This window comes from Streptomyces sp. NPDC051217 (genome assembly GCF_044455465.1).
Taxonomy (GTDB): Bacteria; Actinomycetota; Actinomycetes; order Streptomycetales; family Streptomycetaceae; genus Streptomyces.
Map to the genome: position 1 here is coordinate 853592 of NZ_JBITEV010000001.1, position 24648 is coordinate 878239.

Annotated in this window: 24 protein-coding genes and 2 pseudogenes; 18 read left to right on the top strand and 8 right to left on the bottom strand. The window is 71.7% G+C overall.

Annotated elements, in window-relative coordinates:
* Nucleotides 1–125: 125 nt before the first annotated feature.
* The 4 genes and pseudogenes from ACIBBB_RS03890 to ACIBBB_RS03905 all read left to right on the top strand — a co-directional run.
* Nucleotides 126–1538 (top strand): annotated as a pseudogene (locus ACIBBB_RS03890) (wax ester/triacylglycerol synthase family O-acyltransferase); the annotation flags it as partial.
* A gap of 875 nt (nt 1539–2413) precedes the next feature.
* On the top strand, nt 2414–3388 hold the full coding sequence (locus tag ACIBBB_RS03895; protein WP_398978357.1) for an aldo/keto reductase: 975 nt from the start codon (nt 2414–2416) through the stop codon (nt 3386–3388).
* The gene (locus ACIBBB_RS03900; RefSeq protein ID WP_398978359.1) at nt 3385–4275 is read left to right on the top strand and encodes an amidohydrolase family protein; all 891 of its coding nucleotides are present in this window, start codon (nt 3385–3387) and stop codon (nt 4273–4275) included. The genes ACIBBB_RS03895 and ACIBBB_RS03900 overlap by 4 nt, the downstream gene beginning before the upstream one ends.
* Nucleotides 4276–4341: 66 nt before the next feature.
* Nucleotides 4342–5208 (top strand): Fpg/Nei family DNA glycosylase, encoded by an 867-nt coding sequence (locus tag ACIBBB_RS03905; RefSeq protein WP_398978361.1) that lies wholly within the window; start codon nt 4342–4344, stop codon nt 5206–5208.
* A gap of 55 nt (nt 5209–5263) precedes the next feature.
* Here ACIBBB_RS03905 and ACIBBB_RS03910 read toward each other — a convergent pair whose 3' ends face one another.
* A complete protein-coding gene (locus ACIBBB_RS03910; RefSeq protein ID WP_398978363.1) occupies nt 5264–5932 on the bottom strand; it encodes a zf-HC2 domain-containing protein in 669 nt (222 codons plus the stop codon).
* Nucleotides 5933–6034: 102 nt separating this feature from the next.
* Between ACIBBB_RS03910 and ACIBBB_RS03915 the strand changes: the two genes are divergently transcribed.
* The 4 genes from ACIBBB_RS03915 to ACIBBB_RS03930 all read left to right on the top strand — a co-directional run bounded on the left by ACIBBB_RS03915 (nt 6035) and on the right by ACIBBB_RS03930 (nt 9944).
* Nucleotides 6035–6784 carry a LytR/AlgR family response regulator transcription factor gene (locus ACIBBB_RS03915; protein WP_398978364.1) on the top strand — a complete coding sequence of 250 codons (750 nt, stop codon included), beginning with the start codon at nt 6035–6037 and terminating at the stop codon, nt 6782–6784.
* A 120-nt stretch (nt 6785–6904) separates the two neighbouring features.
* On the top strand, nt 6905–7267 hold the full coding sequence (locus tag ACIBBB_RS03920; RefSeq protein WP_398978365.1) for a hypothetical protein: 363 nt from the start codon (nt 6905–6907) through the stop codon (nt 7265–7267).
* A complete protein-coding gene (locus ACIBBB_RS03925; protein WP_398978366.1) occupies nt 7264–8751 on the top strand; it encodes a cation acetate symporter in 1488 nt (495 codons plus the stop codon). Before ACIBBB_RS03920 ends, ACIBBB_RS03925 begins: the two co-directional genes overlap by 4 nt.
* Nucleotides 8748–9944, top strand: coding sequence for a sensor histidine kinase (locus ACIBBB_RS03930; RefSeq protein WP_398978368.1), 1197 nt, complete (start codon nt 8748–8750; stop codon nt 9942–9944). The genes ACIBBB_RS03925 and ACIBBB_RS03930 overlap by 4 nt, the downstream gene beginning before the upstream one ends.
* A 44-nt stretch (nt 9945–9988) precedes the next feature.
* On the opposite strand, the gene ACIBBB_RS03935 is transcribed toward ACIBBB_RS03930, so the two are convergent.
* Nucleotides 9989–10534, bottom strand: coding sequence for a hypothetical protein (locus ACIBBB_RS03935; protein WP_398978370.1), 546 nt, complete (start codon nt 10532–10534; stop codon nt 9989–9991).
* Nucleotides 10535–10676: 142 nt separating this feature from the next.
* Between ACIBBB_RS03935 and ACIBBB_RS03940 the strand changes: the two genes are divergently transcribed.
* Entirely contained in the window at nt 10677–10841 is a 165-nt protein-coding gene (locus ACIBBB_RS03940) for a zf-HC2 domain-containing protein (protein ID WP_398978830.1), read from the top strand.
* Here ACIBBB_RS03940 and ACIBBB_RS03945 read toward each other — a convergent pair.
* On the bottom strand, nt 10778–11356 hold the full coding sequence (locus tag ACIBBB_RS03945; RefSeq protein ID WP_398978372.1) for a sigma-70 family RNA polymerase sigma factor: 579 nt from the start codon (nt 11354–11356) through the stop codon (nt 10778–10780). The two genes, ACIBBB_RS03940 and ACIBBB_RS03945, sit on opposite strands and share 64 nt — an antisense overlap.
* Nucleotides 11357–11627: 271 nt before the next feature.
* Here ACIBBB_RS03945 and ACIBBB_RS03950 point away from each other — a divergent pair, with 271 nt between their 5' ends.
* The gene (locus ACIBBB_RS03950) at nt 11628–12830 is read left to right on the top strand and encodes a CapA family protein (protein WP_398978374.1); all 1203 of its coding nucleotides are present in this window, start codon (nt 11628–11630) and stop codon (nt 12828–12830) included.
* An 84-nt stretch (nt 12831–12914) separates the two neighbouring features.
* Here the strand turns inward: ACIBBB_RS03950 and ACIBBB_RS03955 are convergent, their stop codons facing one another.
* Entirely contained in the window at nt 12915–13376 is a 462-nt protein-coding gene (locus tag ACIBBB_RS03955) for a universal stress protein (protein WP_398978376.1), read from the bottom strand.
* A gap of 192 nt (nt 13377–13568) precedes the next feature.
* On the opposite strand from ACIBBB_RS03955, the gene ACIBBB_RS03960 reads away from it, so the two are divergent.
* Entirely contained in the window at nt 13569–14429 is an 861-nt protein-coding gene (locus ACIBBB_RS03960) for a polysaccharide deacetylase family protein (protein WP_398978378.1), read from the top strand.
* A gap of 43 nt (nt 14430–14472) precedes the next feature.
* Here the strand turns inward: ACIBBB_RS03960 and ACIBBB_RS03965 are convergent, their stop codons facing one another.
* The gene (locus ACIBBB_RS03965) at nt 14473–15132 is read right to left on the bottom strand and encodes a class F sortase (RefSeq protein WP_398978380.1); all 660 of its coding nucleotides are present in this window, start codon (nt 15130–15132) and stop codon (nt 14473–14475) included.
* 321 nt (nt 15133–15453) lie between these two features.
* On the opposite strand from ACIBBB_RS03965, the gene ACIBBB_RS03970 reads away from it, so the two are divergent.
* Nucleotides 15454–15939, top strand: a complete 486-nt coding sequence (locus ACIBBB_RS03970) for a hypothetical protein (RefSeq protein WP_398978382.1) — start codon at nt 15454–15456, stop codon at nt 15937–15939.
* 96 nt (nt 15940–16035) lie between these two features.
* Here the strand turns inward: ACIBBB_RS03970 and ACIBBB_RS03975 are convergent, their stop codons facing one another.
* The gene (locus tag ACIBBB_RS03975) at nt 16036–16623 is read right to left on the bottom strand and encodes a hypothetical protein (protein ID WP_398978383.1); all 588 of its coding nucleotides are present in this window, start codon (nt 16621–16623) and stop codon (nt 16036–16038) included.
* A gap of 293 nt (nt 16624–16916) precedes the next feature.
* Nucleotides 16917–17681, bottom strand: a complete 765-nt coding sequence (locus ACIBBB_RS03980; protein WP_398978385.1) for a hypothetical protein — start codon at nt 17679–17681, stop codon at nt 16917–16919.
* Between the two features lie 74 nt (nt 17682–17755).
* Here ACIBBB_RS03980 and ACIBBB_RS03985 point away from each other — a divergent pair, with 74 nt between their 5' ends.
* From ACIBBB_RS03985 to ACIBBB_RS04005, 5 genes and pseudogenes are all read left to right on the top strand, one after another.
* Nucleotides 17756–18403, top strand: a complete 648-nt coding sequence (locus ACIBBB_RS03985) for a hypothetical protein (protein ID WP_398978386.1) — start codon at nt 17756–17758, stop codon at nt 18401–18403.
* Nucleotides 18404–18499: 96 nt separating this feature from the next.
* Nucleotides 18500–19444: an SCO0930 family lipoprotein gene (locus ACIBBB_RS03990; protein WP_398978388.1), complete on the top strand. Its 945-nt coding sequence runs from the start codon at nt 18500–18502 to the stop codon at nt 19442–19444.
* Between the two features lie 206 nt (nt 19445–19650).
* Nucleotides 19651–20463, top strand: coding sequence for an SAM-dependent methyltransferase (locus tag ACIBBB_RS03995; protein WP_398978832.1), 813 nt, complete (start codon nt 19651–19653; stop codon nt 20461–20463).
* Nucleotides 20463–21410 (top strand): annotated as a pseudogene (locus ACIBBB_RS04000) (PAS domain S-box protein); the annotation flags it as partial. The gene ACIBBB_RS03995 and the pseudogene ACIBBB_RS04000, both read left to right, overlap by 1 nt.
* A gap of 138 nt (nt 21411–21548) precedes the next feature.
* A complete protein-coding gene (locus tag ACIBBB_RS04005; RefSeq protein WP_398978833.1) occupies nt 21549–22811 on the top strand; it encodes a putative bifunctional diguanylate cyclase/phosphodiesterase in 1263 nt (420 codons plus the stop codon).
* Between the two features lie 47 nt (nt 22812–22858).
* Here the strand turns inward: ACIBBB_RS04005 and ACIBBB_RS04010 are convergent, their stop codons facing one another.
* Nucleotides 22859–23800, bottom strand: a complete 942-nt coding sequence (locus ACIBBB_RS04010) for a LysR family transcriptional regulator (RefSeq protein ID WP_398978390.1) — start codon at nt 23798–23800, stop codon at nt 22859–22861.
* Between the two features lie 178 nt (nt 23801–23978).
* On the opposite strand from ACIBBB_RS04010, the gene ACIBBB_RS04015 reads away from it, so the two are divergent.
* Nucleotides 23979–24647 carry a succinate dehydrogenase cytochrome b subunit gene (locus tag ACIBBB_RS04015; protein WP_398978835.1) on the top strand — a complete coding sequence of 223 codons (669 nt, stop codon included), beginning with the start codon at nt 23979–23981 and terminating at the stop codon, nt 24645–24647.
* The last annotated feature ends 1 nt before the right edge of the window (nt 24648 follow it).

The window sequence follows — 24648 nt, forward strand, 5'->3', positions numbered from 1 at the left end:
AGGGCCGTGAAGGGCACGGGGTACTACAGTGATGCTAACTGAACGTATCTGTCTGGTGCTTGACCGTAACCGACCGTTGGCGATTGACCTGCCGTCTCCGCCCCTCCCCAAGACATGAGGACCCTTTGACCACCGAGCTGCTGGCACCTCTCGATCTGGCCTTCTGGCATCTCGAATCCCCGGACCATCCGATGCACCTTGGCGCGCTCGCCGTCTTCGAGCCGGACCCGGACCGCCCTCCGGCGGCCGGCGCGCGGAGCCGTCCCGGCGACGAGGCGCTGCTGGAACTGCTCGCCACCCGTGCGGCGGCCGTCCCCCGGCTCCGGATGCGGGTACGGGACGTGCTGCTGCCCGTGGGCGGCGCGGCCTGGAGCGTGGACAAGGAGTTCGACGTACGCAGACACGTCAGACACCTGGAACTGCCCCCCGGAGACTTCGCCGAGGAGACCGCGCGGCTGGCCGGGGAGCTGATGGAACGGCCGCTGGAACGTGGCATCCCGCCCTGGGAGATGTACCTCCTGACGGGCGGCCCCGCGCCGGACGACGACACGTCGGGCGGGCGGCGGCCCTTCGCCGTACTGGTGAAGCTGCACCACGCGCTCGCGGACGGCATGCGCGCGGTGGCCATCGGCGCCGGGATCTTCGACCAGATCGCCGACGCGCGCGCCGCCGGCGCCCGCCGGGCGCGGCCCGCGCCGCCCCGGTCCTGGCTGCCCGGCCCCTGGCAGGTGGCCGACATGGCGCGGGACCGGATCGGCGAGCTGGGCAGGGCGCTCGGGATCGGCGCGTCGGTCGTCCGCGCCAGCCGGCTCGACCTGCGCGGCACGCCCGCCCTCACCGCGGGCTCCAGCGGCACCCGGCGGCTGGCCACCGCCGTACTCGCGCTGGAGGACGTACGACAGGTGCGCAAGGAGCACGGCGGCACGGTCAACGACGTCCTGCTCGCCACCGTCGCGGGCGCGCTGCGGCGCTGGATGCTGGAACGGGGCGAACGGCTGCCGGACGGCGCCTCCGACCCGCGCGCCCTGGTGCCGGTCTCGGGGCGGCGGCCGAGCCGGGCCCGGCACGGCTCCGGCGCGGGCGGCGGCTCCGGTTCGGGCAACGTGCTCTCGGCGTACCTCGTCGGCCTGCCCGTCTCCGAGCCGGACCCACGGGCCCGGCTGACGGCCGTGCGGCGGGTCATGGACCGCAACAAGAAGGACGGCCCCTCGCGCGGCGCGGGAGCGCTGGCCGTGATCGCCGGCCAACTGCACCCCCTGGCGCACCGGATCGGCGCACCAATCGCGTCCAGCGCGGCCCGGATCCTCTTCGACGTGCTGGTGACGAGCGTGCCACTGCCACGCGCGACGCTCTCGTTCGGCGACTGCCCGCTGCGCGAGATCTACCCGATGGCACCGCTGGCCCGCGGCCAGTCCCTGGCCGTGGGCCTGACAACTTACGGCGGCCGGGTCCACGTCGGCCTGGTGGCCGACGGCAAGGAGGTACCGGACCTCGACGGCCTGGCGAAGAACATGAACGAGGAGCTGAACGACCTGCTCCACACGACGGCGCCCACCGCGCCCGCGGCGCGCACTGAACCGGACCTGATCGTCGACACCGCGACCCGCGCCGAACCGGCGCCCGGGGCCGGGCCCGCGGCGCGCGTCAAGCGGCCGGCCGGAAGACGGCGGAGCGATCCGCACCGTCGGACCGCGCCTGCGGCTCGCGCCGAACCGACGAGGGCCTCCGACCTCGCGGCTCGCGCCGAACGGCCCGCCGAACCGGTGGCTCCTGCCAAGGCGTCACCGGCGCCGAGCGAGCCGGCGGCCCCCGCCGAGCCGGCGGTGATCGTTGCGCCTGCGGCACACGAGGAGCGGCCCGCCGCACGGGCGTTGGCCCCCGATGTGGCGTCTGTCGGACGGTCCGTCCGATCGGCCGTGGCCGTCGAGCCTGCGGCCGCGGCCGAGCTGGCGGCACCTCCCGTGCCTTCGGTGCATGACGAGCGGCCCGCCGAAGCGACGTTGGCCACCGATCCCATGGCGTCTGTCGGACGGTCCGTCCGATCGGCCGTGGCCGTCGAGCCTGCGGCGCGCGTCGGACCGGAGGCTCCTGCCGCACCGGCGCCGAGCGAACTGGCGGCGCCCACCGCGCCTGTGGCGCACGCCGGGCCGGCGGGGGACCCCGCGCGGCCCGCCCCACCCGCGGCGGCCGCCGAACCCCCCGCCCCCACCCAGCTCGCGCTCATCGCCGAGCCCGCGGTAGCCGAACTCGCCCGATAGGTCGGACAAATCCGCCCACGCAAACACCGCCCGGTGGTCCCCCAACCGCCGCACCGGCGGAAGCCAAGCCGTGGACTTCGCCGGCCCCAGACTGTTGACGCCGCCCCAGTCATCCGATGAATATTCTCGGTGTCAACTTCGGGAGGCACAGCGCAATGCGGCAGAACACGCTCGGACGCGGCGAGGTCGGCGTATCCGAGCTCTCCTTCGGATCAGCCGGGATCGGCAATCTCTACACCCCCGTCGAACCCGACCAGGCCGCCGCGGCGGTCGATGCCGCCTGGGACGCGGGCATCCGGTACTTCGACACCGCTCCGCACTACGGCCTCGGTCTCGCCGAACGGCGTCTCGGCGAGGCGCTGCGGTCCCGGCCCCGTGCCGAGTACACGCTGTCGACCAAGGTGGGCCGGCTGCTGGAGCCCCTGCCGTTCGCGGACGGCGACGATCAGGACAACGGCTTCGCCGTGCGAGCCACGCACCGCCGCGTCTGGGACTTCAGCGCCGACGGCGTACGGCGGAGCATCGACGACAGTCTGGAGCGTCTGGGCACCGACCGGATCGATACGGTCTATCTGCACGACCCGGACGACCACGTCGCCGAGGCATTCGGACAGGCGTACCCCGCGCTGGAGCGGCTGCGCGCCGAGGGCGTCGTAGGTGCGATCGGTGCCGGGATGAACCAGACCGCCGTGCTCACACGGTTCCTGCGGGACACGGACGTCGACGTCGTCCTGTGCGCCGGCCGCTACACGCTCCTCGACCAGTCCGCCCTCGCCGAACTGCTGCCCGAGGCCGCCGAGCGCGGCCGGAGCGTGATCGTCGGTGGTGTCTTCAACTCCGGGCTGCTCGCCGACCCACGCCCCGGCGCGACCTACGACTACGCGGCCGCCCCGCCCGCGCTCCTGGAGCGCGCCCTGCGTATCAAGTCCGTCGCCGAGCGGCACGGCGTCCCGCTGCGCGCCGCCGCCATCGCCTACCCGCTGAGTCATCCGGCGGTCGCGAGTGTCCTCGTCGGGACCCGGTCGGCGGGCGAGGTGCAGGACGCGGCGGACATGTACGGCCGTACGGTTCCCGGCGCGCTCTGGGACGAGCTGCGCGCCGAGGGTCTGCTGGAGGGCGACGCCCGATGAGCGGAGCGCCGAACGAGCAGACACCCCGGCAGCCGACCACCTCGGCGCCCGTCGTGGACGCCCACCACCACGTGTGGGACCTGTCCGTACGCGACCAGGACTGGATCACCGGCCCCGCCATGGCACCCATCCGGCGGAACTTCACCGTCGCCGACCTCGCTCCCGAGGCCCGTGCGGCCGGCGTCGGTGCCACCGTTCTCGTCCAGACCGTCACGGTCCCGGAGGAGACCCCCGAATTCCTCGCACTCGCCGACGCGAACGAGCTGATCGCCGGTGTCGTCGGCTGGACCGACATCACCGCCCCCGACGTCGCCGACACCCTCGCCGCGCTGCGCGCGCTGCCCGGCGGCGACAAGCTCGTGGGAATCCGGCACCAGGTCCAGGGCGAGCCCGACCCCGAGTGGCTGCTGCGTCCCGACGTACGGCACGGGCTCGCCGCCGTGGCCGCCGCCGGGCTCGCGTACGACCTGATCGTCCTGCCGCACCAGTTGCCGGCGGCGACCGCGGTCGCGGCCCTGCTGCCCCAGCTGACCTTCGTCCTCGACCACCTCGGCAAGCCGCCCATCGCCTCCGGCGCCCTCGATCCCTGGGCCGGCGACATCCGCGCGCTGGCGGCGAGGCCCAACGTCGTGTGCAAGCTCTCCGGCATGGTCACCGAGGCCCGGTGGGACTCCTGGACGGCCGACACGCTGCGTCCGTACACCGAGACCGTGCTCGACGCGTTCGGCTCCGCGCGCCTGATGTTCGGCTCGGACTGGCCGGTGTGCCGGCTGGCCGCAGGCTACGGCGAGGTCGTGGACGTCACCCGCAAGCTGACCGCCGACCTGAGCGGGAACGAGCGGCGGGCCGTCTTCGGCGGGACGGCCACGACGGTCTACGGCCTCTGACCAGCGGCTCCAGCCCCCAGCCCTGCTCACTGGGCGTTTGGTCCGGCGCTGCGGCACCCTGGGGGCATGCCGGAAGTTCCCGAAGTCGAAGCGCTGAGAGAGTTCCTCGACGACCATCTGGTCGGCAAGGAGATCGTTCGCGTCCTGCCCCTGACCATCAATGTCCTGAAGACCTACGACCCACCGCTCACCGCCCTGGAGGGCGCCACCGTCAGCGCGATCGAGCGGCACGGCAAGTGGCTCGACATCGTGGCGGGCGAGTCGGGCCTGCATCTCGCGGTGCATCTGGCCCGCGCGGGCTGGCTGCGCTGGAAGGACGAGTTCCCCCCGGCCCCGCCACGCCCCGGGAAGGGACCGCTCGCGCTGCGGACGGTGCTGGCCGAGGGTGACGGCTTCGACCTGACGGAGGCGGGCACCACCAAGCGGCTCGCCGTCCATCTCGTACGGGACCCCTTCGAGGTGCCCGCCATCGCGAGCCTCGGTCCCGACCCCCTCGACGACGCCTTCGACCGGGACGCGCTCGCCGCACTGCTCGCGGGGGAACGGCGGCAGCTCAAGGGCGCGCTGCGCGACCAGCGGCTGATCGCGGGCATCGGCAACGCGTACAGCGACGAGATCCTTCACGCGGCGAAGATGTCGCCCTTCAAGCCGGTCCACAATCTGACCGACGACGAGATCACCGTCCTGCACGACGCGATGCGCTCGACACTGAACTCGGCGATCGAGCGCTCGCTCGGCGTCGCGGCGGGCCGGCTGAAGGCGGAGAAGAAGAACGGGCTGAGGGTGCACGGCCGGGCCGGTGAGGAGTGTCCGGTCTGCGGCGACACCGTCAGGTCGGTCTCCTTCGCCGACTCGTCGCTCCAGTACTGCCCGACCTGCCAGACGGGTGGCAAACCGCTGGCCGACCGCACGACGTCACGCTTCCTCAAGTAGCGTCACCCGGCGCGGTAAAGCCCCGCACCGCCCCCGCCCCCGCGCCCCCGCGCCGTCACCCGCCCCGTACTGTCATCAGCCGGTGCCCGGTCTCCGTCCGCACCTCGAACCGGTCGATCTCGTGCGGCCGCAGCGCGGCGCCGCCCCACGTGACCATCGGCCCTCCGCTGTCCCCACGGGCGGACCACGTCATCACGGTCTCCTCCGACCCGTCACGGCCCACGGCGACCAGCTCGCACACCCCGGTCGCCGTCGACTTCGACAGCTCCAGCGCGACATCCGTGCCCCAGCGCTTCTCCGCCGCCGTCACGACGGCCGCCGTCCCGGTCCTGCGGTCCGTCGCCGTCCACCGCTCGGCGGTCGGCGCCGCCGGGGAGCCGTCGCCCCCCTGCGTCTCGACGATCGCGAACGGGCCACCCACCGCGAGCACCAGCGCCGCGGCGACCAGGGCGAGCCGCCGCCTGCGGCTCAGCCGCCGCCGGGCCGCCGTCCCTTCGAGCATCCGGTGCAGCAGCTCGGGGCCCGCCGACACGAAGGGAGCCACCCGCGGGGGCGTCTGCCGCGTGTACTCGTCGAGCTGGCCCCGCACCCCGCCGAAATCGCCCAACAGCAGTGTGCAGTGGGGGCAGTCCATGAGATGGTCCTCGAAACGGAAAGCATCGGCAGCGTCGAGCACGCCGAGCGCGTAGGCGCCGACGTCGCGATGGATCTCCGGGGTCCGCATGCCCCCTCATACGGGGCGCGAAGGCAAAACACTCAAGCCGTCCCGCTTATCCACGTACCGATCCGGCCTCACCGCGCCCCACAGCCCTTAAACTTCCGCGTCATGCTGCGTGTACTGGCCGTGGACGACGAAGAGCCCGCCCTCGAAGAGCTGCTGTACCTCCTGCGCGCCGACCCACGGATCCGCGGCGCCGAGGGCGCCACCAGCGCGACCGAGGCGCTGCGCCGTATCGGAGCCGCGCTGGACGCCGGTCCGGACGACCCGGCCGCCGTCGACGTCGTCTTCCTCGACATCCACATGGCGGGGCTGACGGGTCTCGACGTCGCCAGGCTCCTGGCGGGTTTCGCCCAGCCCCCGCTGATCGTCTTCGTCACCGCCCACGAGGGCTTCGCCGTCCAGGCGTTCGACCTCAAGGCCGTCGACTACGTCCTCAAGCCCGTGCGCAGGGAGCGGCTGGCCGAGGCCGTGCGGCGCGTCGCCGAACTGGTGGGGGAGCGCGGCCCCGTCGTCGACACCTCCACCGACCAGATCCCCGTGGAGCTCGGCGGCGTGACTCGCTTCGTCCCCGTCGCCGACATCGTCTACGCGGAGGCCCAGGGCGACTACGCCCGACTCCACACCGACACCGGCAGCCACCTGGTCCGTATCCCGCTCACCACCCTGGAGGAGCGCTGGCGCTCCCGCGGTTTCGTACGGATCCACCGCCGCCATCTCGTCGCCGTGGCCCGCATCGACGAACTGCGCCTGGACGCGGGCGCCATGAGCGTGCGCGTCGGTGACGCGGAACTGGCCGTCAGCAGGCGGCACGCCAGGGCCGTACGCGATCTGCTGATGCGGCTCCCCGGCCGCTGACCAGGCTCTTCACCGGGCGGGCAGGGGTGTGCCGGGGTTCCCTCCGCCTTGACGGTCTGCTTACACTCCGGCCCTGGCACCGCTGCGACGACCGAGGCACGAGGAGGGGGAGAAGAGACCATGACCGCGGAGTCCGCCCCCAAGCGCGAGGTCGTCACCGGCGAACCCCGCCGGGTACGCCCGCTGCCCCGCTACCGCGCCCAGGCCGAGATCGACGAGCAGACCGCGCTCGGCGACGCCTACGTCCGCTCGCTCATGCGCGGCCAACTCCGCGCCGGGCTCACCGCGTTCGCGCTGCTGGCCACGGTCGTCGGCACGCTCCCGCTCGCCTTCGCCGCGCTGCGGGACCCCACGGTCGTCTGGGTGGTGCTCGGTGTCGCCGCCTATCCGCTGCTGACCCTGCTCGCCTGGTGGTACGTGCGGCGCGTCGAGCGCAACGAGCGGGACTTCGCCCGGCTCGTGAAGGGCCGGCCGCTGCCGTGAGCCAGAGCTACACGGTGACGGCCGTCGCCGTCGTCGTGGTCGCCACCGTCCTCGTCGGCGGTTTCGGCCTGCGCATATCCCGCACCACCTCCGACTTCTACGTGGCCTCCCGCACGGTACGGCCCGGCCTCAACGCCGCCGCGATCAGCGGCGAGTACCTCTCCGCCGCCTCATTCCTCGGCATCGCCGGCCTGCTCCTGCTGCACGGCCCCGACATGCTCTGGTACCCGGTCGGCTACACCGCCGGCTATCTGGTCCTGCTGCTCTTCGTCGCCGCCCCGCTCCGGCGCTCCGGCGCGTACACCCTCCCCGACTTCGCCGAAGGGCGCCTGGAGTCCCGCCCGGCGCGCCGCGTGGTCAGCGCGCTGGTCGTCGGCGCCGGCTGGCTCTATCTGGTGCCGCAGCTCCAGGGTGCGGGCCTCACGCTGGAGATCCTGACCGGCGCGCCCAACTGGTTCGGCGCCGTCCTCGTCGCCCTCGTCGTGGTCGTGGCCGTCGCCGCGGGCGGCATGCGCAGCATCACCTTCGTACAGGCTTTCCAGTACTGGCTCAAACTCACGGCCCTGCTCGTCCCGGCGATCTTCCTGCTGCTGGCCTGGCAGGGCGACGGACGGCCCGCGATCGACTTCGACCTCACCGAGATGTCGAGCCGCGCGGACCACCCGATGTACGCGACGTACGGACTGATCGTCTCCACCTTCCTCGGCACGATGGGACTGCCGCACGTCGTGGTCCGCTTCTACACCAGCCCCAACGGCCGGGCGGCCCGCCGGACCACCGTGGGTGTGCTCGCCCTGATCGGCGGCTTCTATCTGCTGCCGCCGGTGTACGGCGCCCTCGGGCGGCTGTACGCGCCGGCGCTCGACCTCGGTACGGATGCCGACGCCGCCGTCCTGCTGCTGCCCGACCTGGTGATCGGCGGCACGGCGGGCGATCTGCTCGGCGCGCTCGTCGCGGGCGGCGCCTTCGCCGCGTTCCTGTCCACCGCGTCCGGGCTGACCATGGCCGTCGCCGGGGTGCTCACCCAGGACGTGCTGCCCTCGCGCGGCGTACGGCATTTCCGGCTGGCGACGCTGCTCGCCATCCTCGTACCGCTCGGCGGCTCGCTGCTGGTGAGCGGTATGCCGGTGGCGGACGCCGTCGTGATGGCCTTCGCCGTCTCCGCGTCGTCGTTCTGCCCGCTGCTGGTGCTCGGCATCTGGTGGCGGCGGCTCACCCCGCCCGGCGCGATCGCGGGGCTGCTGCTCGGCGGCGGATCGGCGCTGGTGGCCATCGTGATCACGGTCAGCGGCGCCGTACGGTCGGGCTGGCCGCACGCCCTGCTGGCCTGGCCCGCCGTCTGGTCCGTTCCCGTCGGGTTTCTCGCGATGATCCTGGTGTCGCTGGCCACCCGGTCGCGGATACCACCGGGGACCAAGGCCGCCATGACCCGCTTCCATCTGCCGGAGGCCCTGATGCCCGGTGTCCGGGGCGGCCCCCGATGAGCGGAGCCGCTTTCGCCGTACTGATCGTGCTCGGCCCGCTGCTGCTCGCGGGGGGCTATGTGCTCGGCCGCCGTGCCGGACGCGGACGCCCCGACCGGACCAGCGACGTCGGTACGCCCGTCGAGCACGCCACCTTCGAGACCCTGCACACCGCGTCGCTCGCCGCGCCGCCCCTGCGCGCCGGACTCACGGAGGAGAGCGCGGGCAAGGCCGCCCGACGGCTGCGCTCGCTGCTGGGGACGGACGCCCTCTGCCTCACCGACCGGGACCGGGTGCTCGCCTGGGACGGCCTCGGCGAGCATCACGGCAAGCATGTGATGGACCATGTGGGGTCCCTGCTGGCCAGCGGGCGCGGCACGGCCTTCCCGAGCGGTTGCCGCGATCTGGACTGCCCGCTGCGCTGGGGCGTCGCGGCGCCGCTGACCGTCGACCACCGTGTGCTCGGCACCCTCGTCGCCTACGCGCCACGGGAGTCCGCGGTCCTCGCGCGGGCCGCGGGCGAGGTCGCCCGCTGGGTCTCCGTACAGCTCGAACTCGCCGAACTCGACCGCTCCCGCACCCAGTTGATCGAGGCGGAGATCAAGGCCCTGCGCGCCCAGATCTCGCCGCACTTCATCTTCAACTCCCTCGCCGCGATCGCCTCGTTCGTCCGCACCGATCCCGAGCGCGCCCGTGAACTGCTCCTGGAATTCGCCGACTTCACCCGCTACTCGTTCCGCAGGCACGGGGACTTCACCACCCTCGCCGACGAACTGCACTCCATCGACCAGTACTTGGCACTCGTCCGGGCCCGCTTCGGCGACCGGCTGTCGGTCACCCTCCAGGTCGCGCCCGAGGTACTGCCGGTCGCCATGCCGTTCCTCTGTCTCCAGCCGCTCGTCGAGAACGCCGTCAAACACGGTCTCGAAGGCAAGATCACGATGAGCCACATCACCATCAGCGCGCTCGACGCCGGCTCGGAGGCGGAGGTCGTGATCGAGGACGACGGGGTGGGCATGGACCCGGAGCGGCTGCGCCGGATCCTGCGCGGCGAGGGCGGTCTGTCCACGGGCATCGGACTGCTCAACGTGGACGAGCGGCTGCGCCAGGTCTACGGGGACGACTACGGGCTCGTCATCGAGACGGGGGTGGGGGCGGGGATGCGGATCGCGGTACGGATCCCCAAGTACCGTGCGGGCGTGCACGGCACCTGAACGGGCCCGAGGAGTTCACGGACTCAGAACAGGAGTTCACGGGCTCAGAACAGATGTATCGCCAGGTGCCCCAGCGGCAGTCCCAGCTGCCACGCCGGGGTCCACACCTGCGGCCCCTCCTCCTCGTTCAGCTCCACGGTCCCGTCACCGACCGCGCGGGGATCGCCGCCCGGCGCCCCCACCGCGTCGAGGTCCGGCGCCAGCAGTTCGGTCTCCTCCAGCCACCGCCAGGCGGCCAGGGCCAGCTCCAGATCCGGGTCGGGGTGGGCGGCCCCGGTCCGTTCCGCCTGGAACGCGCGGGTCTCCAGCAGGTCGAGCTGGTGACATACCCATTCACGCCAACCGGTGCCGTACGCGGTCAGTGTCCGCCACTCGGCCATCCGCTCCACCCCGCCGGCCCCGCCGACCGGCCCGTCGGACAGGAAGATGGTCAGGGCGAGGGCGTCGCGACCTGCCCGGTACTCAAGTGTGGTGGGCGGCATCAGGTCGCCGGTGCGCAGCAGTTCGTCGGCGATGTACTCCGCGTACATCCATGCCATGGGGACGAGCAGGCCGCCACCACCGCCTTCGTCATGACGTTCCGGACGCATCGTTTTCCGCCTTCCTTCCTCTCCGTGGACGCTGCTTCACCGAGCATTGAACCGGCGGCCGGTGCCCAGCGTGGCCAGAAGAGCAGGATCGGACAGCGGACCGGAGGCGATTGTGACGAGTGAGGCCGGCGGTGACCCGCATGTGCGGTCGCAGCTCGGTGCCTACGCGCTGGGAGGGCTCACGCCCGAGGAGGACCGGCGGATCGCCGAGCACCTGGACGGTTGTCCCAGGTGCGCCGCCGACTATGCGGAGGTGGCCGATGGCGCGGCGCTCCTCGCACTCTTCGACGAGGAGGACCTGTGGTAGCCCGGCAGCGAGCGGCCGAGGGCACGCAGCGCGTAGTAGGAGCGGGACTTGACGGTACCGGCCGGTATGCCAAGTACCTGCGCCGCCTCGACGACACTCAGCCCCTTGAAGTAGATCTGCGCGAGTACGGCGCGGTGCTCCGGGCTCAGCGACCTCACCGCCTGCCGTACGTCGAGCGCGGCGACCGACCGCTCCGTGGGATCGCCGGGTTCCGGGGTGGCTTCGAGGACGCCGTCGCTGACTTCGGTCGGGCGGGCCAGACGTGAGCGGCGGGCGTCTATCGCCAGTCGGCGGCCCACGGTGAAGAGCCAGGGCCGCATGGACTCGTAGGGGCCCTCGAACGCCTCGGGGTGCTGCCAGGCGCGGACCAGCGTCTCCTGGAGCAGATCCTCGGCGCGCTGCCGATCGCCGTAGGTAAGACCGAGCAGGAAGTGGAGCAGCGCGGCGCCGTGCTCGCGCTGCAACTCCGCCAGCGCCCGCTCGTCGGTCGTCGCCGTGGCCGTGGCGGTGGTCATCGTGAACGTCCCTTCTCGCGGAGGTCCGGGTGTGCGGCGTCGTTGCCGTTGGCGTATCGGAACGCATCCGGTACGTCCGGGGACAGACGGCTCGCAAGGGTCTGCGACGAGCGGTCGCTCCGCGCGGCGAATGGTGCGGTGAACGGTTCGGCCGATCCGCTTCGTCCCTTTCGGGTGCTTCGCCAGTTCTCAGGCATTAATCATATTAATATGACGATATGTATGCGTTGACCGTTTGGTCGCCTTCCTCATCAATGAAGGAGCCTGACCGATGACGACGCGCATGCGACACGGAGCGGTGGCCGCCGCGGCCCTGCTGCTCGGTACGACCGCAGGATGCGCCGGGCCCGGCGCCCCCGGCAATGCCTCCGACCGGCCCGTCAGGAGCGGCAACGGGCTTGGTTCCTCGGCGGGCGGCGGCGCGGGCCCGGGGGGCGGATTCACGCTCGTCGCCTCCGGGGACGTCCTGCCGCACGACTCCGTCATCAGCCGGGCCAACGTCGACGCGGGCGGTACCGGGCACGACTTCGTCCCGATGCTCGCCGGGGTGAAATCCGTCGTCTCCGCCGCCGACGTGGCGATCTGTCACATGGAGACGGTGTACGGCCCCGACGGCGGACCCTTCACCGGCTACCCGTCGTTCAAGTCGCCGCCGGAGATCGCCACCGCGCTCAGGGCGACCGGCTACGACTCCTGCTCCACCGCCTCCAACCACACCCTGGACGCCGGCGCCGACGGCATCACCCGCACACTCGGCGCACTCGACAAGGCCGGGGTCCGACACGTCGGCTCGGCCCGCTCGGCCGAGGAGGACACCCGGCCCGCGCTGCTCGACGCGGGCGGCGCGAAGATCGCCCAACTGGCCTACACCTACGACACCAACGGCAACCCGCTGCCCGCCGGACAGCCCTGGGCCGTCGACATCATCGACGAGGAGAAGATCGTCGCCGACGCGCGCGCCGCACGCGCGGCGGGCGCCGACGTCGTCGTGGTGAGCATGCACTGGGGCACGGAGTGGCAGGAGGCGCCCGACGAGAGGCAGTTGAACCTCGGCCGGCGGCTCACCGCGTCCGCGACCGACGGCCGCCCCGACATCGACCTGATCATCGGGACGCACGTCCATGTCCCGCAGGCGTACGAGAAGGTCAACGGCACCTGGATCATCTACGGCATGGGCGACCAGATCGCCGGCGAGATGACCAACAACGCCGGACAGTTCGACCCGCGCGGCACCCAGGGCTCGATCGGCCGGTTCACCTTCGCGCCGCCCGCGGCCAAGGGGGAGCGCTGGCCGGTGACGAAGGCGGAGTTCATCCCGCAGACCATGGACAACAACGTCGGACGCGTGGTCGATCTGACGCAGGTGCGGGACGACGACCCGGCCGGCGACGACTACCGGGCCGCACGGGCCGCGATCGAGGCGGCGGTCCTCAGGCGCGGCGCCGCCGAGGACGGCCTCACGATGGGCCGTTGAACACCCGGCCCGACACTCGACGCCGCGGATGAACGGCCTGCGGGACGCCTTGAGGAACGGCATACGACACGGTCGGGGAATGTCCTACGGAACGACCGTCACCGGCCAGCGGCCCGCCTTGACCAGCCGCACCGCCACCGAGCCGATGAACCGGTGCCCCGCCGACTCCGACGCCCCCACCACCACGGCGTCCGCCCTCAGGTCGTCGGCCGCGGTGACCAGCCCGTTGTAGGGGTCACCGCGCAGCGTGTGGAACTCCCAGCGGACGTTCCATATGTCCTTGACCCGCTCCGCGTTGGCACGGATCTCCGCCGCGAGACTCTGGGCGATCTCCTCGGTCGTATCGGCGACCGGGGCCCCGAGGGCGGCGCCCGACGGCAGCAGCGGCTGCACGTACACGACGGCGAGCAGGGCGTTCTGGCGCCGGGCGAGACCACCGGCGTACGACGCCGCGCGGAGCGACGACTCGGAGCCGTCCACACCGGCGACGATCACCTTGGGGCCGTCCGTGCCACGCTCGAAGGGGGAGGGCTGCTGATCCGTCACGGCAGAGAGGCTATCGGCTCCCGGGGGAGGTCCCTACGCCCTGTCCGGCGGGTGCCACCGGCGAACCGCTCCGTACGCCGTCCGCCGGGTCCGGCCCGGCCGAAGCTCATCGGCTCATCCCATCGGGTGCTTTCCCGGCCCTCCACGGTGTCGGTGAGGGACAGGACGCACCGGCCGTGCGAGCCATTGGCCATGGAAGCCATCAAGAAGGAGCAGATGATTCCGGGGCGCCGGGCCGTGCTGCGTGTCGCGGCCGCTCTCGGGGCCGTCGGGCTGGCCCGGCTGCTGACCGCCGGGGAGGCCCGCACACCGGGGCGTCCGGCGACCGCGGGCCCGCCGACGGGCCCCCCGGCCGCGGGACCGCAGGCCGCGGCCCTGCCTGGCCGGCCGGCCTCCTACCGGCTGAGTCCCATGACGGAGTTCCAGCCGCCCGGGTACCGGCCGGCCAGGCTTCCCGTACGCCGCGAGCCTTTACTGGAACTGCCGGACCTGGGCCGCTCGATGGTGCTCACCTTCGACGACGGGCCCGACCCCCACTACACCCCCGGCATCCTCAAGACGCTGCGCGAGCACGACGTACGCGCGATGTTCTTCGTCTGCGGCGAGATGGCCACGGGCCGCCGGGACCTGCTGCGCGAGATGGCCGACGACGGGCACATCGTCGGTAACCACTCCTGGTCGCACCCGGAGCTGCCGAAGCTGCGGCCGGGCAGGATCCGCGCGGAGATGGAGCGGACCAGCGAGGTGATCGAGCGGACGCTGGGCCGTCCACCGGTCTGGTTCCGCGCTCCGTACGGCTCCTGGAACCGGCACACCTTCGAGATCGGCGCCGACCTCGGGATGGAGCCGCTCGCCTGGACCGTGGACACCCTCGACTGGAAGTCACCGGGCACCGGGAAGATCGTCCGGAGAGTGATCGACGGGGCGGCGCCGGGAGTCGTGGTGCTGTCCCACGACGCGGGCGGTGACCGCTCGCAGAGCGTGGCCGCGCTCCGGGACTATCTGCCCAGGCTGCTCAGGGAGGGGTACGGCATCACCGTACCGAGACCCTGACGGCGGTGGTGGGCGGGACGGCCCACCACCCCCGTCGGCGCCCTCAGCGGGTCTCCACGAGACGGGCGAAGACCACGACGTTGCCGTCGTACCCGCCCGCCTTGGAGTAGCCGCCGCCGCAGGTGATCACACGCAGTTCGGCATGGCCGGTGTCGCCGTACACCCGGGCCCCCGGGAAGTCGTCCTTGGAGAAGACCTCCACGCCGTAGATCTCGAACACCGCCACCCGCTCGTCGAAGCGGGTCACCTCGATGTGCTCGCCCTTGCTCAGCGAGCCGAGGCCGTAGAAGACCGCGGGGCCCGCCTGGTTGTCGACATGGCCCACGACGACCGAGGTACCGCGCTGGCCCGGGGCGACGCCGTTCTGGTACCAGCCGGCCATGTTGGCGTCCTGGGGCGGCGGGGCGGCGATCCAGCCCTCCGGGTCGAGCCCGACGTCCATCACCGGGGCGTCGACCTTGATCGACGGAATCGTCACGCGCGACATGGGGGCGTACGGCAGCGGCTTCACGATGGGGACGGTCTCGGGCTCGGTCACCGCTTCCCGCCGGGTGTCCAGCGCCGCCGCCGAGGCAGGCTGGGGAGGGCCGAGGGAGACATCGGCCCCGTTCCGCATCAGTGCGAGACCAGAGAGCATGACAAGAGCCAGAACGCCCCAGGGCGAGCGTCTCCTCGACTCCGAGCCGCCGTGGTCCAGGCCCATGTTTCTCCCTTCGTGGGCGCCTGCTACGCACGCTAAACGCGCGGGTCCGGGTCGGCGAGAACTGGAGGGCGAATGGGTGGTGCGCCCGTCCGCGCCGGCTCAGCTGCCCCATTCGAGTACTCGTCATACAAAAATTTCTGACGCTCTGTGACCTGCGGGTCCGTCAGCTCCGGCGGCGATCCTTCGGCGTGTCGCCTCACCGGGGTGGACCAGTGCCGAAATGCGTCGAAAGTGCTGGCCGGTGATGGTTCGTCATGGAGGGCGTACTCGTCGAATTTCCCGGAGCACCGCTTTGGGGCGTCTTCCGCTGGAGGCTCAACGATGCGTGCTTCACGCGCTCTCATGGTGACTGCCGCGGCCTGCGCCGCCGTGGCGCTCTCCGCCCCGCTGGCCGGGGCCACCAACGGTCCGAGGAACATCACCGTCAACCCGTTCTCCGTCCACCAGGGCGGTACGTTGCACATCACCGTCGAGGGCTGCGGCCACGGCGGTCATGTCACGTCCAACGCCTTCCCCAAGGCGCAGCTCTCGGTGAATTCCTCGGGCCACTCGGAGGCCAGGGCCCGGATCCACAACCACGCCACGCCGGGCGACTACAACCTGTCCGTCAAGTGCAGCGACAACAGCCGCATCGCGACCCACCGCTTCCGGGTGCTCGCCGGACAGGGTGCGGAAGGTGGCCTCGGTGGCTCCATCGGTCCGAGCTCGACCGAGATGGCGGTCGGCGCCGGTCTTGTCGCATCGGCCGCGGTCGGCGGCACGGTATTCATCGCCCGCCGCCGTCGTGCGAGCAACACGCTCGTCTGACCGGCCGGGCCTCCGTACGGCGAACGCCCGTCGCCCCAAGTCCTCAACAGGACTTGGGGCGACGGATGTTCGACCCGCTGTCGGTGCGGCGGCCGGTCAGTGGTCGCGGCTCGCCGAGCGACGGCGGACGACCAGGACGGTGCCGGCGGCCGCCACGGCGACCAGACCGGTGCCGATCGCGAGCTCGGTGGCGTTCATGCCGATGAAGCTGCCGCCGAGCCCCCCGCGGACACCGCCGGGAGGCGCGATCGCCGTAGAGCTGGTGGTCGCCGTCCGGGTCACGGCCGGGCTCGGTGTCCGGGTCGGGGTGGAGGTCGGCGTCCGGGTCGGCGTGGGCGACGGGGTGCCGCCCGCGATGGTGAGGTCGGTGGTGCCCTGCTCACCGTTGCAGGTGAAGGTCACCTCGTACATCGCTCCGGGCTTGGCGTCCCAGAAGATGGAGGCGCGGGCCGATCCTCCGGAGGGGATGGGGGTGTCGTCGAACACCCCGGACTCGGCGGTGGCGGTGCTGCTGCAGCCGGTGACCGTGAGGGTCACCTGGCCGCCGGCCGCGATCACCGAAGGGGTGACGGCGAAGCCGAAAGGGGTGGGGGCCGCCGCCGTGGCCATGGCCACGGCAGGCGTAGTCAGTGCGAGTGCGGCCGCTCCCAGCAGAGCGGCGGACGCGGCACGTATCGCGCGCATGGACAATCCTCCGGGTCTCCGAGGAGCAGTGCGGAACTGATTTCCGCAGATGGCGGGAAATGCACCTCGATACCCGGCACGCTAGGAGTGCCGTACCACAGCCGCGATCTCAGTCCGGCGAACGGGTTGTCATGTCACCCGACTGGTCCGCGCCGGTCGCCGACCCACGGAGGACCCGTGCGCTCAGCTCCCCGGCACGGCCCGGTCGCCGGACGGTCCGCTGCCGCGATCCCGTCCGGCGTTCGAAGGACCGGCCCCGCGCCCGTACGCGGGGCCCGAGGACCGCTGCCGCCCTACATGCGGATGTGCGGGAACAGATCGGTGAACGGGCCGGCCGTGGCCGCGATGCCCCGGCCGTACGGCGCGTCGAAGTCCCAGATGAGGAAGAGCAGAAAGGCGATCAGGGCGCTGAACAGTCCGGCCAGCAGCAGTTCCCGCCAAGTGCGCCGGATCTGGAGCGTGAAGATCAGCCCCACGGTCACGACCGCGCCCGTGATGAGGCCGAACCAGACGACCCCCGGCATGGTCGCCCCCGCGTTCTCCCCCCTGGCGCCTCTCGCGTCGTCGGCCGCCGCCACCTGGTCGACCAGCGGCTGGTAGGCCTGTGCCTGGTGGTCGTCGGCGGGCACGTAGTCGGTGACACCGCGCCGCACCCGCTCCAGCAGCGCCGTTCCCCTCTCGCTGAGACTCTCGTGCTCCGACATGTAGGGCCACTCGGTGTCGACCACGTACGAGACGTACGCGTCGACGTCGCCCCGGATCCGGTCGCGGACCTCGGCCGGGTAGACCTCGGACCGCGCCTGCACCTCGTGCAGGGCCTGTGCCTCCTGGCGTACGGACTCCTGGGCGCCGCCGCGCGCCTCCCAGACGCCCGCGATGGCCAGACCCAGCACGATCGCGTAGACCACGCCGATCATCATCGTCATGTATTCGAGGACGTCAGGGCTCTCGGAGGGGTCGTCGTCGGCCGGTACCCGGCGGTTGTTGATGAGGACGATGGCCACGACGACCGCGCAGGCCGCGGCCATGGCGAGGGACAGGACAAGCCATTCCGACATGGGTCTCCGTCAACTATCGGGAACGGGGGCGAAGGATGGCGGCGGCGAGCACCGCCGGTGCCGTGAGCAGGAGCATGAGCATCACGACCGAGGTGCCGTCCGAGGGCCGCTTGCGGGCCGGCGCCCTGTACGCGGGCAGGACCCGTACCTCCGGCGGATCGGCCTTCGGCGGCGTCTGCGACGGTGACGGCGCGGGTGCCGGGGGCGTGACGGGCGGCGGCGGAGGCGGAGGAGCGGGCGGGACGACCGCGGGCCGCAGCACGGGCGGCGGCGCGGGCGGTGGCGGTACGGGCGCGGGCTCGGCGGCCACGGGCGGCTCGGGCTCCGGTTCGGGCCGGGGCGGCGGTGGTGAGGGCTCCGGCGGAGGCTCGGGAGTCGGCGGCGGTGAAGGCGGAGGCGACTCGGGCGGTTCGGGCGACGGAGGCGGTGAGGGCGGCGGCGGTGACGGCGGCGGTTCGGGCCGGCAGGGCCCGTCGCCGATGACGACGACCACGCCCGCACCGCCCGGCCCGGTCCAGGCCGAGACGCAGACGGCTGCGACAGCGGGGACGGGCGCGCTGAGTATGCAGACGAGTCCGGTGACGGCCAGGGTCCGCACGGCGAATGATCGGTACACGGCGGCAGCATGGATGAGCGTGGCCCACGCCGCGCCGAAATGGTGCTGGGTTCCCCTGATCGGGGGGATTCGAGCCTCTCCGCGTTTCTTTCTGAAGATTCTTTGAGAGGCGTTGAACGCTCCTCACCCTCTCGTGCGTACTTAGGACCATGAACGGCGCGGCCCTGGCGCCCCAACTAGCTTACGAACTACGGGAGTTGACATGAACACCTGGCGGAACGCCTCGCTCGCGGTGACCGCGGTGGCCGTACTGGCCCTGACGACGGCGTGCGGTCAGGAGAAGGGTGAGAGCCCCAACGGTGAGGCGGTCGGCGCCGCCGCACCCGCCGACGCCGGTTACGGAGCGGACAGCGGCTACGGCGACGAGTCGGCGGCCGAGCCCAAGACGGCCGGCCAACTGGCCGTCTGGGACAGCAAGGAGCTCGGCGAGGTCGTCACCGACAGCGAGGGCTTCACGCTCTACCGGTTCGACAACGACACCGCCGAACCCTCCAAGTCGAACTGTGTGGGCGAGTGCGAGAAGGCGTGGCCTGTCGTAGCGGCCGGGGACGTGAAGGCCGCCGCGGGCACCGACGCGTCGAAGATCGGAGAGGTCACCCGCGCCGACGGCACCAAGCAACTGACCCTCGGCGGCTGGCCGGTGTACCGCTACGCCAAGGACACCAATCCCGGTGACGCCAACGGGCAGGGTGTGGGCGGAACTTGGTTCGCCTCCGCGCCCGACGGAAAGAAGGCCGCTCCCGGAGCGGCCGGAGGGGACGCGGCCGGCGGCACCGACGCCGATCTCGCCGGACTGTCCGTGCGAAAGGATCCCAAGCTCGGCGAAATCGTGGTCGACTCCAAGGGTATGACGGTATATCGGTTCAAGAAGGACACTGCGTGGCCCATGAAGACGGCCTGCACCGGTGCCTGCCTCGAAAAGTGGCCGGTAGTCGCTCCGGTGGACAAGAACGACACCGAAGGCATCATCAAGAAGGGCTTCGTGACGTTCGACCGGCCCGACGGAATCAAGCAGCAGACCATCGACTGCTGGCCGATCTATACCTTCGCCGGGGACGCCAAGCCCGGTGACACCAATGGTCAGGGCGTCGGCGGCACCTGGTACGCCGTCGCTCCCGACTCCAAGCTGGTCGGAGCGCCCAAGTAGTCCCCACGTCGCGCCTCCGACCGATCGGTCCGCCGTCACGCACCCGTGCGTGACGGCGGACCGCTTGCGTGACGGGTTCGGGTGTGACCGAGAACGGACCGCTAATTTCCGTTTCCGCTCGCTCTCTTGGCGGGCGATCAGTAGCCTCGGCTCGAACACCGGCCATGTACAAGGCCGTTCACCGTGGCGACTTGTTGGAGATCTCGATGGAGCGTCCCGCCTGGGCACCGCAAGGCATCGACATATCGGTGCCGAGCGTTTCCCGCATTTATGACTACTATCTGGGCGGTTCGCACAATTTCGAAGTGGACAGGGAAGCGGCCCGTAAGGCAATGGAGTTCATGCCGGGGCTGCCCAAGATCATGCAGGCGAACAGGGCGTTCATGCGCCGTGCTGTCCGTTTCGCCATTGGCGAGGGCGTGACCCAGTTCCTCGACATCGGCTCCGGCATTCCCACGTTCGGCAATGTGCACGAGGTGGCCCAGGCCGCCGATCCCGACGCCAAGGTGGTGTACGTCGACCACGACCCGGTCGCCGTGGCGCACAGCAGGGCGGTGCTCGAAGGCAACGACAAGGCGGACGTCGTCGCGGCCGATCTCCGCAGACCCAGGCAGATCCTCGACAGCCCCGAGGTCCGGGGGCTCCTCGACCTGAACCGGCCCGTCGGTCTGCTGCTGGTCTCCGTCCTGCACTTCCTGGAGGACGAGGACAAGCCCTTCGGGGCCGTCGCGGAGTTGAGCGAGGCCCTCGCCCCCGGCAGCGTCATCGCCGTGTGCCACGCCGCGTACGCGGGCATCCCGCTGCCCCAGGAACGGGTGGCGGGGACGGTCGGCGTCTACAAGGAGATCCGTAACCCGCTGGTCATGCGCACGCGCGAGGAGATCACCGGGTTCTTCGACGGCTACGAGTTCGTCGAGCCCGGTCTGGTGCCCATGGGGAACTGGCGGCCCGAGAGCCCTGACGGCCAGGAGGACCCGTACGCGTTGTCGGGCTTCGCCGGAGTGGGACGCAAGGCGTGATGGTGCCCGCGGAGGTCCCGGACGCGGAGACGGAACCGGACGGAGTGGAGGACCGGCTCAGGCGGTTCGCGACGATCTGGAGCCGGGCGATCTTCCCGGCGACGGCCACGTCACTGACCCGGCCCGAGCTCGAACACCATCTGCTGCCCCTGGCACGCCGGTTGAGGGACGCGCTGCACCACAAGACCTTCGACGCCGCGCCCGCGCACGGCGTGGGCGCCGCACTGGTGGCCGCGCACTGCACGGACCCGGAAGCCCTCGCGCGTTCCCTGGGGGTCGTCGACGCCTATCTGGTGCTGTACTGCGGCGCGGCGGCCGATCGGGCCGACGACCTCGCCGCCGAGGAACTGCGGGCGCGCTGCGCCCGGCTCCAGCACGCGCTCGCCGCCGGGTTCGCCCTGGCGCTGCGTGAGCGCACCCTCGCCGAGCAGGAGGCCATCGCCCGCTCCGCGCTCGCGGCGCGCGGCGCCGCCGAGGACGCGCTGCACGCCACGGAGGCCCGCTTCCGCGCGGTGTTCGAGGGAGCGGCGATCGGTATCGGCATCGCCGATCTCGACGGTCGTGTGCTGGAGGTCAACGACACCCTCACCCAGATGTTCGGCGGCCTGGAACACCATGTCCGCAGCAGGAACGTCAGCGAGTGGGTGCACCCCGACGACGTCCCGCAGGTCTGGCGGATGCACGGTGAGCTCATACGGGGCGAACGGGAGGACTTCCGTACGGAGAAGCCGTTCTTCCGTAACGACGGCACAGTCCTGTGGACCAATCTGACAGTCTCGCTGCTCCGGGACGTCGACGGAGTGCCGCAGTACCAACTGGTGCTGCTGGAGGACACCACCGAGCGGCGGCTGCTCAATCTGCGGCTGCGCTACGAGGCGACCCACGACGCCCTCACCGGACTGCCGAACAGGACGCTGTTCTTCGAGCGGTTGGAGAAGGCGCTGGCTCCCGCGAGGGACACGGCCAAGGACGCCAAGGACACCGCCAAGGACGGCGCGAAAGACAGCGCGAGGGACGCCGTGAAGGCGGTGCCCAAGGACGGCGCGGAGGGCGCGGCGGAGAGCGGCGCGCACGACGGCCTCGAAGTGACGCGCAAGGAAACCGCGCCCGGAGCCCGGCAGCCGGCCCGATTCGGCCTCTGCTACCTCGACCTCGACGGCTTCAAGGCGATCAACGACAGCCTCGGCCACTCCGCCGGCGACCGGATGCTGGTCGAGGTCGCGGACCGCCTCCAGAGCTGCGCCACGGCGCCCGGCGAGATGGTCGCGAGGCTCGGCGGCGATGAGTTCGTGGCGCTGACCACCGGCCCCGACACCCAGCGCGAGGTGAACGACCTCGCGTCGCGCATACTGGGCGTGCTGGCCACCCCGATCAGCCTGGACGGCCGGGAGTTCACCGTCCGGGGCAGTATCGGCATCGTCGAGGGCGAGGCGGGCGCGTTCAGCGCCGCCGAGGTGCTGCGCAGCGCCGACATCACCATGTACCGGGCCAAGTCGGCGGGCGGCAACCGGTTCGAGTACGCCGACGCCGAGGCCGACGCCCGCGCCATCACCCGGCACGGGCTCACCACGTCGCTGCCGACCGCCCTGGAGCGCGGCGAGTTCTTCATCGAGTACCAGCCGCTGGTCCATCTCGCCGACGGCACGGTGCACGGCGCCGAGGCGCTGGTGCGCTGGAGCCACCCGACGCACGGGGTGCTCGGCCCCGACCGGTTCATCCCGCTCGCCGAACACACCGGGCTGATCGTGCCGCTCGGGCGCTGGGTGCTGGAGCAGTCCGTACGCCAGGCGCGGGCCTGGCAGGAGGAGTTGGCGGCCGGCACCTTCGCGGGCCCGCTGCGGATCAACGTGAACCTCTCGCCCGCCCAGCTGCACCACCCCGGCCTCGTGGCCGACACGGTCGAGGTGCTGGAACGGGTCGGTCTCGAACCGGGCTCGCTCTGCCTGGAGGTCACCGAGTCCGCGCTGATCGGCGCCGACGAGGATCTGCTCAAGCCGCTGCGGCAGCTCGCCGAGATGGGTGTCGACATCGCGCTCGACGACTTCGGCACGGGCTACTCGAACCTGGCGAATCTGCGCAGGCTCCCGGTGAGCGTGCTCAAGCTGGACCGCTCCTTCACCCAGGGAATGCAGCAGCACCCCGCCGACCCCGTCGACATCAAGATCGTCGAGGGGATCGTCTCCCTCGCGCACAGCCTGGAGCTGACCGTGACGGTGGAGGGCGTGGAGACCGGGACGCAGGCGGAGCATCTGCGGATGCTCGGCTGCGACACCGCGCAGGGCTGGTACTACGCGCGTCCGGGCCCGCCGGAGATGCTGCACACCCTGTCGCTGGCCGACGCGGTCTGAAGCCGTCAGGAACGGGTGGCCGCGGTGAGCACCGGCCGCCCGTTCAGCTACGCGCGTCGCGCGCCGTCCCCGGCCCCGCGGCCGGCCCCCGCGCCGTCCGAGCCGCTCCGTGCCCGTGTGCTGAACAGCACCCTCTGGAGCTCGCGCGCGGCGCGCGGCGGCGCGACGTCGCTGCGGTGGGCGAGCGCGATCGTACGGCGCAGTCCCGGCGGCGCCAGCGGCGTCACCCGCAGATCGCGCCCCGCCTGCCGCGCGACCATGCTCGGCACCACCGCCACCCCGAGTCCGGCCCGTACGAAACCCAGGACCGCGTCCATCTCGCCGCCCTCGACGGTGAACGTCGGCTCGAAGCCCTCGGCCCGGCACGCGGCGACGGTCAGCTCCCGCAGGTCGTAGCCGTGCCGGAACATCACCAGCTGCTCCCGCTGGAGGTCGGAGATCCGGACCGGCCGGCGCGGTCCCGGCACCGCCGCCGACGAGACCACCACCAGGTCCTCGTGCAGCAGCTCGACCGTCGTCAGCGCGGGTGAGGGCGTCGGCAGCGGGAGCACCACGAGGGCGAAGTCCAGGGCGCCGCGCGCCAGTTCCCGTACGAGATCGTGCGAGCCGCTCTCCTCGATCAGCAGCTCGATGCCGGGGTGCTGATCGTGGAAGTCGCGCAGGACCTCCGGCAGCAGCCCGGTGCAGAGGCTCGGCGGCGCGCCCAGCCGCACCCGGCCGCGCCGCAGCTGGACCAGCTCCTGCACCTCATGGCGTGCGGTCTCCGCGTCGGCGAGGATCCGCCGGGCGGTCGGGAGCAGAGCCTCGCCCGCGTCGGTGAGTGCGACATTGCCCCGCGCACGGCCGAACAGCTCGGCGCCCAGCTCCTTCTCCAGGGCCCGGATCTGCTGGGAGAGCGACGGCTGCGAGACATGCACCCGCTCGGCGGCCCGGGTGAAGTGCAGGGTCTCCGCGACGGCGACGAAATAGACGAGCTGCTGGAACTGCATGTGTCCAGAATAGACCCACGATAGGCAGAGGCTATGGACATGAGCCGAACCATGTCTTGGACCTCTTGGTGGATGCGGCCCTAGCGTGCGTGACATGGCTCTGGCAACGCGTACGGACAAGCGGGCGGACCGGAAGGCCGGTGAGCCGGGCGGCGGGCGACCCGGCAAACGGCCCTCGGTGCTCGGCACCCTCTGGGGATCCACGGTCGGCAAGAAGGCCGTCATGGCCGTCAGCGGCCTGGTCCTCCTCGGCTACCTCGTCGCGCATCTGCTGGGCAATCTGAAGATCTTCTTCGGCCCCGGTGAGTTCAACGAGTACGGACACTGGCTGCGCACCATGGGCGAGCCGGTCCTGCACTACGAGTGGGCCCTGTGGATCGTGCGCGTGGGGCTGCTCGCCGCCGTGATCCTGCACGGCGTCTGCGCGTACCAGCTCAGCCGCCGCGACATCGCCGCCCGACCCACCTCCTACGTGCACAAGCGCCGCCGCGCCAGCTACGCCACGCGCACCATGCGCTGGGGCGGCATCATCCTGGCGCTGTTCATCGTCTGGCACCTGCTCGACCTGACGACCCTCACCGTCAACGAGAACGCCCAGCCGGGTCACCCGTACGAGAACGTCGTCGCGACCTTCTCCACCTGGTACGGCAACGTCATCTACATCACCGCGATGCTCGCCCTCGGACTGCACATCCGGCACGGCTTCTGGAGCGCCGCACAGACCCTCGGCATGGGCAGCGCCACCCGTGACCGGGTACTGAAGATCATGGCCAACGGACTCGCGCTGGTGCTGACCGTCGGCTTCATCTCCCTGCCCGTAGGCGTCATGACCGGACTGGTGAGCTGAT